Genomic DNA, 16100 nt, shown 5'->3' on the forward strand with positions numbered 1-16100 from the left:
GTTTCGGGCGACGAGCAGCTCTAGGAGGGCCGCCAATTCATTCTTTAGGGGCGGCTGATCGGTGATTGCCGTCGCCATGAATGCCCCGATGGTTGCTTGACCGAGGTCGTCCAATAGCTCCTGTGGGGCCGACCCATCTGGCGCATGGGCTGAGCGACTTCGTTCTCGTAGTTCGCGGGCCCTCATCCGTTCTGACCAAGTAGCCACGGTGAGCCACGTCGGCCTGCCGTTGCCGGAGCTCTGTTGGATGGGTCGACTGAAGACCGACACTGCACGGTCGAGTGCGCGCACCCGCCGGACGCGGGGGTCGTCCACCTCCCCTAGCGTCGACGCAGTTACGCTCATCTCGCGCCAGATCGCTTGCTCGTCATGCGCGGTGAGTTCGACGGGTTCGCCGGGATCAAAGTGATCGATCGAGGTGCCGACGTCAGTAATCCATGCCCAGGACATTGACCAGGAGGGCGGAGCCCCGACTCTTGAGTCCGTGGCAACCTTGACCGACCAGTTGTGCATCCCCTCGAGCTTCGACTTTTGCACGGCAACCGGACGCCTAGACCCAACGGGACCCCCAGAGCCGCGACCCCTCGCCTCAATCCCGTGCCATCCAGAACTTGTCTGAACGATGAAGTCAGGGCGGCTACCAGACGCGACGTACAATGGGGAGGTCTTGCTGAGCCGGTCGGCGTCCAGGATGGCTCGGAGAGGATCCCAGCCGTAGACGGACGCCGACTCGATCGCGATGCAAAGGCCCAAGGATTCGGTCAGGAAGCGCGACATGTGAGACGGGGAGGACATGGCTACACCGCTCCAGCTGAGGGCAACGCCTGGCCGCCAGTTGGTGTTTTCCAGGAGGAGGGCAGTTTCCGCGGCAACTGTGAGTAGCGTCGGCGGTGCATATGGCCGACGGACGACGAAGGCCGAGACGAAAGGCCACCACGTTGGTCGAACCTGCCACGTCTTGTCCGCGACGTGCGACCACACTCCAGCTGGAACCGTTGGGGATGAGGGAGATATGCATTGGTAGGTCCGTGCCGCCGCGAATGCCATGGGCAATCATATTCGCGACTGGTGCCAGTCGGCGCCCCGACGGGGCGTGGTCAAATGGCGCGGTCCACGCGGCCAAGTCCCCAAGAGTGACCTGACTGGCGATAGAACTATCCCATGTCCGTCTCGACCCCGGCTCTCGACTACGCCGCAATCGACCTGATGTTGCGCGCTCCGCGCGTTGCCGTGATTGTCGATGGGTCCGACAAGGCATGGGTGGCCGCCGCGCGTATCGCGCTGGCCCAGAGCTCGGAGGTCTGGGGCGGCGCAGGATTCGTGCTAGTTCCCCATCATGATGGCAAAGTCGGCCGAACCGTTCTCAAGGCCGTAGTCGCCTTTGACCCGGACTATGTGGCGACTTCTGCGCGCACGATCGCCGAGCGCGAGGCGGCTGCTCCGGGTGCTCTTGTGCTTGCCGAGGAAAATGGCGCTCCCATCACGGGCGAGGAACGCGTTGAACTTATCGCGCGGGTCGGCGAGCAGGAGGTCTTCGACGAGCTCGCTGCCGCTGCTCGAGACACCGTTGTCGCCGCCTGCAGCCCTCATCGCATGCGGGGAGAGGACGAAGAGGGAGAACCGGTGTGGGACGACCCGCTTCATCAGCTCAGCAAGGCGGACCCCACGGGATCAGGGCTGACCCACGTCGACAGGCTCCGTGCGTTCGCCGCCAAGGCGTGCTTAAGTGCACCTCCGGCCTGGGGTGGTGCACTCGGCCTCCTTACTGCAGCAAAGCTGGGTGCGGTGCAGCGTCCCGATCTCACGCCGAGCCCCCCGACGGTGACTGGCGACGCCGCAGTCTGGATGGCCGCTTGGCTGCAAGGGGTGTTCACCCTCGTTCCTCCGGAGGCGAGTGAGCTGATCGCTAATCCGTCGGGGGGCGCGACGTTCGGATTCCAGGTTGAACAGTTGCCGCAGGCCTGGCACAACTCCCGGGCCGGGCTGACTACGGTCAGTGTGGGTAGCACACGCCATAACCCGGCATGGGTGGTTGTTGGTGACTCGCCCGACGACTTCGCTCTCTGGATGGTGCTCGACCGGCTCTACGGACACGCCGCATGGCTTCACCCTGACTGGTTCTCAGCAGACAGCGATGAGTCACACGATGTTCTCGACTCGATCGCCCACGACTGGCAGCGAACAAGACGCGGTATCCACGTCTGTTCAGCTCGTGCAGACCAGGCAGACGTCCTCGCGGTCCGTGACCTCCTACAGGGCGCGATCGACAACCCGCGGCCGGGCCGGAACCGCTCCCGAAAGCGAACAGTCGCCGCCGGCGACATCCCTTGGAGCTACAACGGGTCGCTGACCCTCGCAGTTCGCGACAACTTCAGCGCCGAGTTCCCTGTCCCGGTCCACCGAGACGGGGAAGGGGGAGTCGAGATGGTGATGAAGCCACCCGGCCCCACGCTCGCCAGCTCCGTTGCCCGCGAGGGCAGCCACGGCTTCAGCTGGCAGGTGGAGCTGAGTTTCGACGGGTCGGTGATGCCTCGCGGGCGCGGGCTGCTTGGCCGCGAAATTTGCGTCGAAGGACAAGACCCGGCCCACACCTACATCCGGAGTAGCCGGGCGGGTATCACCTGGCATTCGGAACGGTACGACTTCACGACGCCCGGGATGGCACCGGACCAGCAAGTCGCGCGACCCAAGGTCCGCGAGCTCTCGCTCAGCGACTGGGTGGAGGCCATGAGCAGGCAGCGTGGCTACACGACCCAGCACTCGGCATCCGGGATCAGCGCGCAGGTGCTCGCCACGCTTTGGGGCGGCCGCGGGCAGATGATCGACGACCTCGCAGGCCAGTGGAGCAAGGTTCTGCGGCTGTTCGGTCCCGCCGGCGCGGCAGGTAGCAAGGGAAGCAGTGCGACCTACGAGGAGGGACATGGCGTGGTGATCACCGGTCACGGCGGCGTCCTTACCTTCAAGGGCATCGCGGGGTGCTGGGCCGATGATGTGGAGCCCGGGGAGGTCCGTATGCAGGTGGATCGCCTTGTCAGCGGGCGGGTCCTCCGCCGAGGGCTGGCCCTCCTCTGCGCCGAGTGTCGCAAGGCGGCGTTCGTCGCGGTCGACGAGCTCTCTCAGACCAACCGCTGTGCCAGCTGCTCCGCCAACAACGACCTTGATTTGGCCGCATGGAAGAAGCCCGACGACGAGCCCCTGTGGTTCTACGACCTCCATCCCGTCGCCCGCGAGCTCGTGCTGATGAACGGCGTCGCCCCGCTTGCAGCCGCTCACCACATCAAAGCATCGTCGAAGTCCTTCACCGACGCCGCAGAGACCGAACTGGTTAGCGGCAGCAAGCCGGTCGCAGAGACAGACGTGCTGATCCACGCCGATGGCTCGGTTGTCACGGGTGAGGTCAAGACCACCGACCAGCTCCACAGCAATGGCAAGGAGCGTGTGAAGGCCGCCGGCAAGCGGGCACTCTGGGCCGACGTCCTCAGGGCCGACGAGATCGTTCTCGCCACAACCCGGGACCAGTGGGTCCAATCGTCCGTCACGGCGATGACCGACTGCATGGCCTCATACACATGGACAACTCCGGGCCATCGCCCACGACTACGTCTCCTCACCGGCGTTGGTGGACCCGCGGTGGGGTCCGAGTACGTCGACTGGTGAACGACCCGCGAGATTCGAGCCACTTCGAGGCGATGCCAACCAAGACCGCTAGGGGCGTGCACCAGGGTGGTGCTGCGGTGACCGAAGGCCGACAAGTAGGCCCGGACACTGCTCGGTGCCTCTTTGGCCCAAGGGCCCTCGCGGTGACCCAGCGGTCCGCAAACAGTCCGCAAGAAGTCCGGCCGAGACCGACGATCGCTGACGACGTCCAACGCTTCCACGACCGCGTTTCCGCAGGTCAGACCGCATTCGCCGACATCGACTAACCATGCCCAACGACCACCGTTATCCCGCGTGATCGTTCCGCTTCAACGTCTGACGCGACCGGCCGGGATGTCCGTTCGGAAGGTGCGCGCGAGCTCGTCGTCTCGCCACCTCCGCGAGGGTGACCGAGCAGGCGTGGAGGGATCACACCCAGGGTCGGTCCGCGCTGTCACGCATGCGTTTGACCGCCAGGAGCTCCCGGCGGTGGCACCGTTGGCAGACGATCACGTCCTTGTCACCAGGCTGGCGTCGGTACACGTGCCCCATGACCCAGCACGGGACGTTCCTCAGTCGCATGATCGGTCCTCTCGTCCGCGCTCAGCAGCTGCCGCCGCCGTCGCCACCGCAGCCGCCGCCGTCGAACCCGCCACCGAACCCGCCACCGAACCCGTCGCCATTGACGTAGCCCCAACCGCTCTCGGCCCCGAAGCCGGCGGAGTGGCCTCGACCCGCGCCGTGGCGGCCGCCGCGCACACCGGGGCGGTGCCTACCGCACTCCGTGCAGGTGTGGCCGTGTGTGGGGTCGGCAGCGGGCTCCCAGCGGTGCCGGCCGATCATGCACGTGAAGCTCCTGGTCGTGTCCATGCCTCAGGATCGGCCGCGAGCAGTCCCCGTGTCTGTGCGCGTCGCTACACATGGCGAGGGTTCCTTGCTCGTGGCGACAGCTGACGAGCGAGAGCCGTGCTCGACGTGGCGCTCGCCCGTGAAAAAGCAGATCCCCGACCAGGAGGTCGGGGATCTGCGCGGGACCGAAGTCACCGAAGGCTGTGGGGGGTCAGATGCCCTTGACCTTCTCCGCCTGGGGGCCCTTCGGGCCCTGCGTGACGTCGAACTCGACCTTCTGGCCTTCCTGGAGCTCGCGGTAGCCGCCGCTCTCGATGGCCGAGTAGTGAACGAAGACATCGGCGCCGCCGCCGTCCTGCTCAATGAAGCCGAAGCCCTTTTCGCTGTTGAACCACTTCACGGTGCCTGTTGCCACTGGTGTTGCCTCTTCTTGTCTGCGAGGCCTCCCGTGCGGAGACCTCAGGCTGCCGCTGGTCACGACGGGCGCGTCACGCGAACCTTCGCGCGGCCGCTACGTCGTGCCGAGCCCGCACATGACGGACTGGGACGGCAACTGGGAACGAAGGTAGCAGTCGCAGGTCCCCACGGCCCGGTCCCGGTGCCCGTTGGCCTCGTGTTGTCCGGGCCTCGAGATGGGCCGGTGACCGCACGAAGCGTCGTCCAGGTGCGCTTCGGTGCCGCGGGCTGCCCCGCATTCCGACGAACACCTGTGCGGCGAAACGGCGGCGAGTAGCGTTCTTGGAGCCGGATCAGGGCCATGACAAGGGAGGGCGACATGCCGAACCAGGCCGACGGAGCACTGCTCGTGCAGGTGGCCCAGTGGGGCTCCACCATGGGCATCGAGGAGGCCCAGCAGGCGATCTGGGCCGATGACTTCGACCCCGAGACAGCGTCCACCGACGACGTGCTCGTCTCCCGTGTCCTCAACTGGGGCGAGACGATCGGGACCCTCACGAAGAACGGGCTTCTCGACACCGACCTCGTCCTCGACTGGCTCTGGATGTCTGGACTCTGGTCACGGGTCGGGCCCGCCGCCAAGAAGCTGCGTGAAGAGCACGGCGTGCCCGAGCTGTACGAGAACTTCGAGGCGCTCGCCACACGACAGGGGTGAGGCGCCGCCTCCGCCCCTCAGTCGCCGGCGACGCCGGTGTGCCGGGCGAGCGTCGAGCCGTAGGTGCCTCCGCCGGGACTGCGGACGAAGTGCGAAGGGTCGACCTGCGCGGCCTCGGGCGAGTTGGAGAAGCCCGCGAGCCACTCCGTGACCGCAGGTGACACGGCCACCGCGCCGGCGACGGACGCCAGGAGCGAGTGCGCGTAGAGCAGCTCGCCGCCCGGCGTGGCGCCGGACCCGGCCGCATGCCCTTCGGTGACGCCCTGGCCCGGGCGGCGCAGGATCCTGACCAGATGTCCAGGGTCGAGCAGCTGCGCCGAGAAGGCGGCCTGGGCCAGGTCGGCCGGTTCTGCCGTCGGCGGCCGGAGTCCGTCCGGCAGGTCGTGGTCGAGACGGAGGAACAGGGCCTCCGACTGGTCCGACGAGAGCGTGGCGAAGGCTTCGCGGTGCGCCTGTCGGAGCGCGTCCGACGGCGCCACGCGCAGCAGGAAGGTGTATCGGGCGACGTCCATCGCCTGCACGTCGGATGCACCGCCCTGCTTGCGTGGCCTGATCTTGCCGAGCCTGTCGCGAATCCCCATGAACGCTCCTCGAGCACCACTCGTCGTGGACGCGGACCACCCTGACCCGTCGATCGTCCTCCGGTGTCGTGCCCGGGGACAAGGGCTGCGCGAGCCTCGCACCAACGCGTCGGCTCACGCCGCTAAGGTTCGGCGCCATGAGTGACGTGACGATCCTGCACAACAGCCGCTGCTCGACGTCGCGGGCGGCGATGGGGCGCCTCGACGAGGCCCACATCGAGGCCGAGGTCGTGGACTACCTGCGGCACCCGCTCGACGCGGTCGCCCTGGGGGACCTGCTCGACAAGCTCGAGGACGCACCGACCGACCTCGTCCGGCGCGACGCGTACTTCGCCGAGCTCGGGCTGACCGAGGCCGACGTCGAGACCCGCGAGCAGGTCGTCGCGGTGCTCACCGAGCACCCGCGCCTCCTCCAGCGGCCCGTCCTGGTCAAGGGAGGGCGCGCCATCATCGGTCGGCCGAAGGAGCGGGTCGCGGCGTTCCTCGCGGAGTGACGGCAGCGGGCCGGTGGTCCGGTGGCCCCGGCTCAGTCCAGCCCGAGCCCGCGGCGCCCGGTGTCGTTGAGCTGCTCGGGGGCGAACCGGTCGGGCCAGGTGCGCTCGTAGTGCTCCTCCGGAAAGTCGCTCGGGCTGGAACCGCTGAGGAACGCCCTGCGCACGCTGGCGGCATACCGCTCGTTGCGCTCGCACCACGGCGCCGCCGGGATGTACATGACGTTGCCCCAGCCCTGCTGGTCGGTGACAGGCGCGACGCTGTGGATCATGTCGCAGTGCCACCAGACGGAGTCGCCGGCCTGCACGTCGGGGATCCCGCTCAGGGCCTCGATGAGCAGCGGGTGCCACCGCTCGCTGGCGGGGAAGACCTGGTTGGTCGTGACCCCGCACATGTCGTCGTCGGCGACGTCGTCGAGCAGCGGACGAAGCATGAGGTATGCCATCGCCTCGGGGATCGGGACCGTGTGCAGGACGCCCTGGTCGTGGTCCATGTCGGACAGCGCGGTCCAGCCCTGGAAGGTGCGGAAGGCGGAGCACATCGTCGTGCCCGGGTACTGCGGCCCGGAGGTCCGGTGGGCGGCGTCCCACGGGTCGTACTGCTCGACGCTGCCGTCGAAGAGGTGACGGAAGGCCTGCTGGTAGCCCTGCGTCATCCAGAGGTCGAGCGTGCCCGGGTCGCAGTGGGCGCCGAGGCCGTTGGAGTCGGCACCCGGCGGCCGGCGGCGGATCCGGTCGGGGTAGAGCGAGTCGCGGTCGGGGTCGAACCAGGTGACACCGCCGGACTCGTGCTTCCACTGGGCGTTGAGCAGGGACTGCACCGTGGCCATGCGCTCGCTCTGCCGGGCCTCCATCTGCGCGGGGGACCAGTAGACCGGGTAGATCTCGGGCTTGGAGCCGACGCTGCCGAAGAAGTCGTCACCGGGTCCGCGGTAGGTCTCGAAGAAGGCGTTTCGCTCGACGTAGTCGACGATGCCGGCGTCCCAGGCGAGCGCCTGCTCGCGCGGGAAGTGGCCGCGGACGACGAGGCACCCGCGACGGCGCAGCTTGTCGAGCTGCTCGGGGCTGACCGTGCCGTTCTCGATGTCGGCGTAGTCGATGACGGGCCAGACCTCCTCTCCGCGCTCGTGGTCGGCACGGATCTCGGCGACGCGCTCGGCGACTAGGGCCTCGACGACGGCGAAGACCTCGGAGACCGTGCGCCCGGATGCCGCGATGCGCTCACGCATCGCGCGCTTGACCTCGCGGACCGCTGCGGGAAGGTCGTCGGGCGGGGTCTCCCAGTGCGGGAGGTCCGTGTCGGAGGGGGTGACGTGGGTCGTGGTCATGAGCGCTCCTTTGGTCAGGACTCCTTACGAATGAAGACGGTAGCGCGTCGCGCACTTTTGGGCAAGAGTCCTAACTAGAATGGCGGCATGCCCTCTGCGAAGCCGAGCCTCGACCTGCTGCGCTCGCTCACCGAGGAGCACGTGCTGCGGGCGCTGATGGACCGCCGCCGTCTCACCCGGGCCGAGATCGCGGCGCTCACCGCCATCTCGAAACCCACGATCTCCGAGGGCGTGCGGCGCCTCGTCGAGGCCGGGCTCGTCGTCGACACGGGGGAGCGCAGCTCGGGACGGGGCCGGGCCGGCGCCTACTACGCGCTCGCGCCCGACTGCGTGGCCGCCCTCGTCGTCAGCATCACCCCGCACGCCGTCATGGCCGAGTCCGTCGACGCCTACGGCGACGTGGTCACCGCGACCGAGATCGCGCTGGCCCGCGATGCCGGCGTCGGCGCCGTCGGCCTGGCCCTGACAGAGGCTGTCGCGGAGGTGGGGGCGAGCGGGACGGGGCGCAGGCGCTTCGGCCTGGCGGTCGTCAGCGCGGCGGACCCGGTGGACCGCCGGACCGGCCGCCTGGTGCACCTGCCTGACGCCCCCTTCCTCGTCGGTGACCTCGACGCGCCGGCGTTGCTCGCAGACGCCGTCGACGGGCCCGTCCTCGTCGACAACGACGTGAACTGGGCGGCCCGGGCCGAACGTGCGACCGGAGCCGTCGAGGGCTCGAGCGACTTCGTCTACCTCTACCTCGACGAAGGGCTCGGCTGCGCCGTCGTGTCCGACGGTGAGGTGCGGCGTGGTCACGCCGGCCTGGCCGGGGAGGTCGCCCACCTCCTGACGGAGGGGCCCGACGGGCGGGCCGTGCGTCTGACCGAGGTCTTCGCCCAGCTCGGGCTGCGCCGACCCGGTTCGACCGCCATCGATGTCGATCTGCTGCGGACGAAGGTCGCCGAGGCCCCCAGCGGCGACACGACGCTCGTCGCCCTGGGGGCCGCGATCTCGGGCGTCCTCGACGCGGTGACAGCGCTCGCGGACCCCGAGGTGGTCGTCGTCGGGGGCGCCTGGGGGCGCGACGGCGCCGTCGTCGAGGAGCTTCGCCGCCGGTCAGCCGACCTGCCGCGCCGAGCTCCGGTCGTCGCGGCCCTCGACGGCGACCGGCCGCAGCTCGCCGGTGCCCGCGCGGCGGCCCTGCACCAGCTCCGCGAGTCGGTCGTCGCCGCGGTACGTGCACCGGCCAGGGAGCAGGACCGCGAGTGACCACATCCGGCGTTGATCCGGTCGGGGCGGCTCTCGCATGGCCCGCGCGAACGGACTCCCGACCGCTGGCCGGCCGGCCGGCTCCTCGGCCCGGGGTCTCGCCGGTAACACGCAGATCCCACAGAGTTCATCCAGTTGACACGTTGACCCGATGTACTGGTCGTCCGACGAAGGGGAGCCCCACATGTCCGGTGCGGAACGCAGCAGGGTGGAGTCGTTCGGCCACCCCGAGGACGGCCTCCACGAGGCCACCCCGTGGTACGACTGGGGGCCCTACCTCTCCGAGCGGGCCTGGGGAACCGTGCGCGAGGACTACAGCGCCGACGGGGCTGCGTGGGACTACTTCCCCCACGACCACGCCCGCTCCCGTGCCTACCGCTGGGGCGAGGACGGCATGGCAGGCGTCAGCGACGTCGGCCAGAACCTGTGCATGGCCCTGGCGCTGTGGAACGGCCGCGACCCGATCCTCAAGGAGCGGATGTTCGGCCTGACCGGCCCCGAGGGCAACCACGGCGAGGACGTCAAGGAGTACTGGTGGTTCCTCGACGCCCTGCCGAGCCACGCGTGGCTGCACTGGCGCTACCACTACCCGCAGGCCGAGTACCCGTATGCCGCACTGGTGGCCGAGAACGGCCGCCGCGACCAGACGCAGCCGGAGTACGAGCTCATGGACACCGGGGTCTTCGACGACGACCGCTACTGGGTGGTCGACGTCGTGCACGCCAAGGCCGACCCGCACGACCTGCTCATGGAGGTCCGCGTCACCAATGCGGGCCCGGACGTGGCGACGCTGCACGTCCTGCCCCAGCTGTGGTTCCGCAACACGTGGTCCTGGGACGTGGGCGCCACCCGGCCGTCGCTGAGGGCGACGGCCCCCGACCGGGTCGCGGTGGAACACCCGCGGTTCGGCGAGCTCGGGTGGGAGCTCGCGCCCGGACCCGCCGGCGAGTCGCCCGAGCTGCTGTTCTGCGAGAACGAGACCAACAGCCGGAGGCTGTACGGCTCGGACTCGTCAGCGGACTACCCGAAGGACGGGGTCAACGACCACGTCGTGACCGGTGCGCCGACGGTCAACCCGGACCGGGTCGGGTCGAAGAGCGCGGCCTGGTACCGCCTGACCGTGGCCCCGGGCGAGACGCAGGTCGTACGCGTCCGGCTGCGGGCGCCGTCCTCGGCGCCCGCCTTCGGCGCAGCGTTCGACACGGTGCTCGAGCAGCGTCGCGCCGAGGCCGACGAGTTCTATGCCGAGGTGATCCCCGCCGACGTCGACGAGGACGCCCGCCTGGTGGCGCGGCAGGCCTTCGCGGGGATGCTCTGGGGCAAGCAGTTCTACCGCTACGACGTGAAGCGCTGGCTCGAGGGTGATCCCACGCAGCCTCCACCTCCGGCGGAGCGCAGGACCGGGCGCAATGCCGGGTGGCTCAACGTGGACGCTCGCGACATCCTGTCCATGCCGGATCCGTGGGAGTACCCGTGGTTCGCGGCCTGGGACATGGCGTTCCACACGGTCGCCCTGGCGCATCTCGACCCGGCGTTCGCCAAGTACCAGCTGCTCGGGCTCTGCCGGGAGTGGTTCCAGAACCCGAACGGCGCCCTCCCGGCATACGAGTGGGCCTTCAGCGACGCCAACCCGCCCGTGCACGCCTGGGCGGCCCTGCACGTGTGGGACATCGACGGCAGGCGCGACACCGACTTCCTGGCCCGCCTGATGCCCAAGCTGCTGATGAACTTCACGTGGTGGGTCAACCGGATGGACCCGGAGGGCGACCACCTCTTCGCCGGTGGCTTCCTGGGCCTGGACAACATCAGCGCGATCGACCGGTCGCACCTGCCACCGGGCGGCCGCCTGGAGCAGGCGGACGGCACGAGCTGGATGGCGTTCTACGCGCTCACCCTCCTGGAGATCGCGAGGATCCTCGCCGAGAAGGACGACGCCTGGACCGACATCGAGGTGAAGTTCATCGAGCACTTCGTGCTCATCGTCGACGCCATGCACTCCCAAGGGCTCTGGGACGAGGAGGACGGCTTCTTCTACGACGTCTTCCACTCCACCGACGGCAGCACCGTCCCGATCAAGGTGCGGTCGATGGTCGGGGTGTTGCCGCTGATGGGGATGGTCGTCGTGGGGCCCGACCTGCTGGCAACGCTCGAGACCCTCCAGAAGCGCTTCTCGGGCTTCCTCGGCCGACAGGTCTCCAGCCACCCGGACCGCGGCGCTGGACGAGTGGTCCCGGTCCCCGGCACCGATGCGGTCGCGATGGGTGTGGTCCCGTCGAAGGAGGTGCGCCGGGTCCTGGCCAGGGTCTTCGACGAGGACGAGTTCCTGTCCCCGCACGGGCTGCGAGGTCTGTCGCGGTATCACCGCGAGCACCCGCTCTGGGTCGAGCTCGCGGGATCGACGGTCACGGTCGACTACGAGCCCGCCGAGTCCACGACGGGCATGTTCGGCGGCAACTCGAACTGGCGCGGACCGGTCTGGATGCCGGTCAACTACCTCGTGCTGCGCAACCTCCAGCGTTACGCCCGGTCCCTCGGCGCCGCGGGCGAGGTCGAGTACCCCACGGGCAGCGGGCACACGCAGGGGCTGGCCGACTGCGCCGACGACCTGCGTCGGCGCCTGATCTCGTTGTTCCTCAGGGGCCCTGACGGCCGTCGGCCCTGCCACGGATGGGTCGACAAGCTGCAGGACGACCCGCGATGGCGGGACAACGTGACCTTCTACGAGTACTTCCACGGCGACAACGGCGCCGGACTGGGAGCCAGCCACCAGACCGGGTGGACCGGACTCGTGGCAGACCTGATCTGCCGGCCCGACCCGTTCGCCGGCAACCAGCAGGCGTGGGGCCCGTGAGCCCTGCGCGGCGCGCCACCGGGATCGCGTTCGGTCGGGGCGTCTGCGGCTCCCTCGACGAGGCCTCGTCGAGGGAGTGGCTGGTGACCGACGGGCTCGGCGGGTACGCCTGCGGCACGATCTCGGGACTGCACACCCGTCGGTACCACGGCCTGCTCGTGGCCCCGACCGCACCGGCGGGCGCGTCCCGGATGCTCGGACTGGCCGCCCTCGACACCGTGGTCGTGGTCGGGGACCGCCGTATCCGGCTGTCGACCCACGAGTGGGCAGGCGGCGTCGTGGATCCGCGCGGGCACGAGCAGCTCGCCTCGTTCGACCTGGTGGACGGGGTGCCGCGCTGGCGCTTCGACCTCGGTGCGGTGCAGCTGGAGGTCGAGCTGGCCATGGCTCACGGTCTCAGCGCGGTGGCGGTGGTGCACCGCCTGCTGGGCGGGGAGGCGCGCCTGGAGGTGACTCCGCTGTGCACGTGGCGCGACCAGCACGGTGACCGGTTCGCTGGGTCCGACCCCGACGTGGAGCCGACCGGGTCCGGACTCGTCTTCGAGTCCGCCTATCGGGTGGAGGGCCCGAACTACCGTCCCGGGGGCGAGTGGTACCGCGGCGTCCACCATCGAGAGGAGGTGGCGAGAGGGCTGGGTGCGACCGAGGACGTCTGGGCCGCAGGCACATTCACCGCCCAGCTCAGGGCTGGTGACGTGCTCGGGGTGACGGCCTCGACCGATCTGGGCGGCCCGTCTCCGGACGCGGTGACCCTCGTGGCCGAGGCCCGGGCCCGGGCCGACGCGCTCGCTGCGCAGGCCGGTGCTCGTGGCCCCGTCGATCGGACCCTGGCCGTCGCCGCGGACCGGTTCGTGGTGCGGACCCCGAGCGGCCCCACCGCCGTGGCCGGCTACCCGTGGTTCGGTGAGTGGTCGCGTGACCTGTTCACCTCCTACGAGGGACTCTTCCTCGCGACAGGCCGGGCCGACGAAGGGCGCTCCGTGCTCGTCCGAGCGGCCGACAGCGTGTCCGAGGGCATGCTGGCCAACACCGCTGACGTCGGCACGCTCGAGTACAACACCATCGACGCCACGCTCTGGTTCCTGCACGCGCTGGGTCGGCACGTTGCAGCCACCGCTGACGTGGACCTGGCCGCGCAGCTCGCCGACACCGTCGTCGACATCCTGTCCGCACACCGGGCCGGCACCCGCTTCGGCATCCGCGTCGACCCGGCCACCGGCCTCGTGCGAGGCGGGGCCGACGGATGGGCCCTGACCTGGATGGATGCGCGGATCGACGGCCGGCCGGTCACCCCGCGTTCCGGCTATCCCGTGGAGGTCGAGGCGCTCTGGATCAACGGGCTCGGGAGCGCCATCGATCTCCTGGAACGGGTCGGGCGCACCACCGACGACTGGGGCGCGCTGCGAGACAAGGCGATCGACTCGTTCGGGACTCTCTTCCCCGTCGGCCCGCACGGCCTCCCCGATCTGGTCGATGACGCCGGACGGGCGCACACCGAATGCCGGCCGAACCAGCTGCTGGCCGCGTCGCTGCCCCACGGCCCTGTGCAGGACCCTCGGACCGCTGCCGCTGTCGTCGCTGCCTGCCGCGCCGACCTGGCGACCTCGGTCGGCCTTCGGTCCTTGTCGCCCGAGGGCCCCGCCTACCTCGGCCGACACCGGGGCGGACCAGCCGCCCGTGACCGGGCCTACCACCAGGGCACGGTCTGGCCCTGGCTCATGGGTCCCTACGTGGACGCGGTGCGCCGCGCCCAGGAGGACACGACCGGCCTGCTCGACGGACTCGAGCTGCACCTGTCCGAGTTCGGGCTCGGCTCGGTGTCCGAGACGGCCGACGGGGACGCACCCCATGGCGCGACCGGCTGCCCCTTCCAGGCATGGTCCGTCGCCGAGCTCATCCGGGCGAGGGCCTCGCTCGCGGACGGCCACCCCATCCCACCGACGTAAGAGAGACGCCATGAACGAGACTCCAGCCGTGGCCCGAACCTCGACCGACCTGCGCAGGGTCCTGGTCCCGCTGGCCCTGGCCCAGTTCATCTGCAGCTTTGCCGGCTCGAACATGAACGTCATGATCAACGACATCAGCGAAGACCTGGACACGACGGTGCAGGGCGTGCAGACGGCCATCACGATCTTCCTGCTCGTCATGGCCGCGCTGATGATCCCGGCCGGCAAGCTGACCGACCGCTACGGCCGGCGGCGCTGCTTCACCGTCGGTCTCGTCCTCTACGGCGTCGGCGCCCTGATGAGTGCGGCGGCCCCGGGTCTGGGGGTCCTCATCCTGGGCAACTCGATCCTCGAGGGGGTCGGCACTGCCCTGCTGATCCCGCCCGTCTACATCCTGACGACGATGCTGTTCACCGAGACCACCTCACGGGCCCGCGCCTTCGGCGTGATCAGTGCCCTCGGCGGGGTCGGAGCCGCCGCGGGGCCGCTGATCGGCGGCCTGATCACCTCGGCAGTCAGCTGGCGGGCAGCGTTCCTGTTCCAGGCCGTCGTCGTGGGGGTGATCGTCCTGCTCAGCCGGCGGATCGAGGACCCCGTGCCTGCCGATCCCACGCGTCAGTTCGACACCCGCGGGGCGGTGCTGTCCGCGGTCGGTCTCGTGCTCGTGGTCATGGGCATCCTGGCCGCCGACGAGAGCGGCTGGCTGATGGTCGCCCTCCTTGCACTCGGTGCAGCGGTGCTGTTCTGGTTCTTCCGATCGGTGATCGCCATGGAACGCGCCGGCGAGGAACCGCTGCTGTCCACGTCGCTCTTCCACAACCGCACCTCGAACCTCGGGCTCATCACGCAGAGCGCGCAGTGGCTGATCCTCATGGGCGTGTCGTTCGTCGTCTCGGCGTACCTGCAGGTGGTGCGTGGCTACGACGCGATCTCGACCGGCGTGATCTTCACGGCGGCCACGGTCGGCCTGCTGGTCTCCTCGTTGGCAGCGGGCCGTCTTGCCCAACGCCTCGCCCAGCGGACGCTCATCCTGGCGGGCTTCGCCATCTCGACCAGCGGCATCGCCCTGCTGCTCGTGCTGGTGACAGGGTCGTCGAACGCCTGGGCCTTCACGCCGGGGCTGCTCATGATCGGGGTCGGCCTCGGCACGATGCTGACCCCCTCGGTGAACGTGGTCCAGTCCAGCTTCAGCCAGGACCGGCAGGGTGAGATCTCGGGGCTGTCGCGAAGCGTCTCCAACCTCGGCTCCTGCCTCGGGACGGCCGTCGCCGGCACGATCCTCGTCGCCGGTCTGACGACGACCCCGGAACGGGGCTACGGACTCGCCATGGCCGCTCTGGGCGTGGTCGGGGTGGCGGGCCTGGCCGCCGCCGCACGGCTCCCGCGGGCGGCGGCCGCCCGCTCGATCTCGCACACGGACCCGGTCCAGCAGACCTGACCGGAAGCGGCCGTGCCCGCCACGTCCAGCGTGGCGGGCGCGGCCCCCGTGTGCGCGGGTCAGGCCACGAGGGGCGGCCCACCCGCCGGTACGTCGTAGGTGAGCGACTGGTCTCCGAAGTCGGGACGCGTCGGCGTGTAGTCGCCCGACAGCAGGGGTGAGGAGATCATCAGGTCGGCGCTCGCGACGTTGCAGGCCACCGCGGTGTTCCAGACCGCGGCCACGCGCAGCAGGGCCTTGACGTCGGGATCGTGCGGCTGTGGCTCGAGCGGGTCCCAGAAGAAGACGAGCAGGTCGATGAGGCCCTCGGCGATCCGGGCGCCGATCTGCTGGTCGCCGCCCACCGGGCCGCTGAGCAGCCGGGTGACCGGAAGGCCGAGCTCGTACTGGAGCAGGGTGCCCGTCGTGCCCGTGGCGTAGAGGCGGTGCTCCTCGAGGGTCTCGCTGTTGAAGGCGGCCCACCGGAGCAGGTCGGGCTTCTTGTTGTCGTGGGCCACGAGGGCGATCCCTCGTTCGGTCGTCGTCATGCGTGTCTGGCCTCCGTGGTCGGGGCTGGTGCCTCCACGCTGACCGACGGACGTGACGTCGCCGTTGCCACCGTGTGAGCGCCGTGTTGCGGCT

General features: G+C 69.7%; 12 protein-coding genes. 7 read left to right on the forward strand and 5 right to left on the reverse strand.

The genetic code is table 11. The annotated features are described in order from the left end of the window. Nucleotides 1-1161 precede the first annotated feature (1161 nt). Nucleotides 1162-3657, forward strand: a complete 2496-nt coding sequence (locus ASD90_RS06310; protein ID WP_157623021.1) for a hypothetical protein — start codon at nucleotides 1162-1164, stop codon at nucleotides 3655-3657. Between the two features lie 582 nt (nucleotides 3658-4239). On the opposite strand, the gene ASD90_RS23920 is transcribed toward ASD90_RS06310, so the two are convergent. Together ASD90_RS23920 and ASD90_RS06320 are read right to left on the reverse strand one after the other, a co-directional pair. After that, on the reverse strand, nucleotides 4240-4506 hold the full coding sequence (locus ASD90_RS23920; RefSeq protein ID WP_056752955.1) for a hypothetical protein: 267 nt from the start codon (nucleotides 4504-4506) through the stop codon (nucleotides 4240-4242). A 190-nt stretch (nucleotides 4507-4696) separates the two neighbouring features. Continuing rightward, the gene (locus ASD90_RS06320) at nucleotides 4697-4900 is read right to left on the reverse strand and encodes a cold-shock protein (RefSeq protein WP_009777120.1); all 204 of its coding nucleotides are present in this window, start codon (nucleotides 4898-4900) and stop codon (nucleotides 4697-4699) included. 360 nt (nucleotides 4901-5260) lie between these two features. Here ASD90_RS06320 and ASD90_RS06325 point away from each other — a divergent pair, with 360 nt between their 5' ends. After that, nucleotides 5261-5596, forward strand: a complete 336-nt coding sequence (locus ASD90_RS06325; RefSeq protein WP_056752959.1) for a hypothetical protein — start codon at nucleotides 5261-5263, stop codon at nucleotides 5594-5596. 17 nt (nucleotides 5597-5613) lie between these two features. On the opposite strand, the gene ASD90_RS06330 is transcribed toward ASD90_RS06325, so the two are convergent. Further along, nucleotides 5614-6177 (reverse strand): hypothetical protein, encoded by a 564-nt coding sequence (locus tag ASD90_RS06330; RefSeq protein WP_056752960.1) that lies wholly within the window; start codon nucleotides 6175-6177, stop codon nucleotides 5614-5616. A gap of 137 nt (nucleotides 6178-6314) precedes the next feature. Between ASD90_RS06330 and ASD90_RS06335 the strand changes: the two genes are divergently transcribed. Next, nucleotides 6315-6671 (forward strand): arsenate reductase family protein, encoded by a 357-nt coding sequence (locus tag ASD90_RS06335; protein ID WP_056752963.1) that lies wholly within the window; start codon nucleotides 6315-6317, stop codon nucleotides 6669-6671. 32 nt (nucleotides 6672-6703) lie between these two features. Here the strand turns inward: ASD90_RS06335 and ASD90_RS06340 are convergent, their stop codons facing one another. Continuing rightward, entirely contained in the window at nucleotides 6704-7996 is a 1293-nt protein-coding gene (locus tag ASD90_RS06340) for a DUF1479 domain-containing protein (RefSeq protein ID WP_056752965.1), read from the reverse strand. Nucleotides 7997-8083: 87 nt separating this feature from the next. Here ASD90_RS06340 and ASD90_RS06345 point away from each other — a divergent pair, with 87 nt between their 5' ends. The 4 genes from ASD90_RS06345 to ASD90_RS06360 all read left to right on the forward strand — a co-directional run bounded on the left by ASD90_RS06345 (nucleotide 8084) and on the right by ASD90_RS06360 (nucleotide 15479). After that, nucleotides 8084-9244: an ROK family transcriptional regulator gene (locus ASD90_RS06345; RefSeq protein ID WP_056752968.1), complete on the forward strand. Its 1161-nt coding sequence runs from the start codon at nucleotides 8084-8086 to the stop codon at nucleotides 9242-9244. A 184-nt stretch (nucleotides 9245-9428) separates the two neighbouring features. After that, the gene (locus ASD90_RS06350) at nucleotides 9429-12095 is read left to right on the forward strand and encodes a glucosidase (protein ID WP_235506401.1); all 2667 of its coding nucleotides are present in this window, start codon (nucleotides 9429-9431) and stop codon (nucleotides 12093-12095) included. Next, nucleotides 12092-14041 carry an amylo-alpha-1,6-glucosidase gene (locus tag ASD90_RS06355; RefSeq protein ID WP_200958543.1) on the forward strand — a complete coding sequence of 650 codons (1950 nt, stop codon included), beginning with the start codon at nucleotides 12092-12094 and terminating at the stop codon, nucleotides 14039-14041. Before ASD90_RS06350 ends, ASD90_RS06355 begins: the two co-directional genes overlap by 4 nt. A 10-nt stretch (nucleotides 14042-14051) precedes the next feature. Continuing rightward, a complete protein-coding gene (locus ASD90_RS06360) occupies nucleotides 14052-15479 on the forward strand; it encodes an MFS transporter (protein ID WP_056752970.1) in 1428 nt (475 codons plus the stop codon). Between the two features lie 59 nt (nucleotides 15480-15538). Here ASD90_RS06360 and ASD90_RS06365 read toward each other — a convergent pair whose 3' ends face one another. Beyond that, nucleotides 15539-16006, reverse strand: a complete 468-nt coding sequence (locus ASD90_RS06365) for a methylglyoxal synthase (RefSeq protein WP_056752973.1) — start codon at nucleotides 16004-16006, stop codon at nucleotides 15539-15541. Between the last annotated feature and the right edge of the window lie 94 nt (nucleotides 16007-16100).

Source organism: Terrabacter sp. Root181 (assembly GCF_001428505.1).
In the GTDB taxonomy this organism is placed as follows: Bacteria; Actinomycetota; Actinomycetes; order Actinomycetales; family Dermatophilaceae; genus Terrabacter.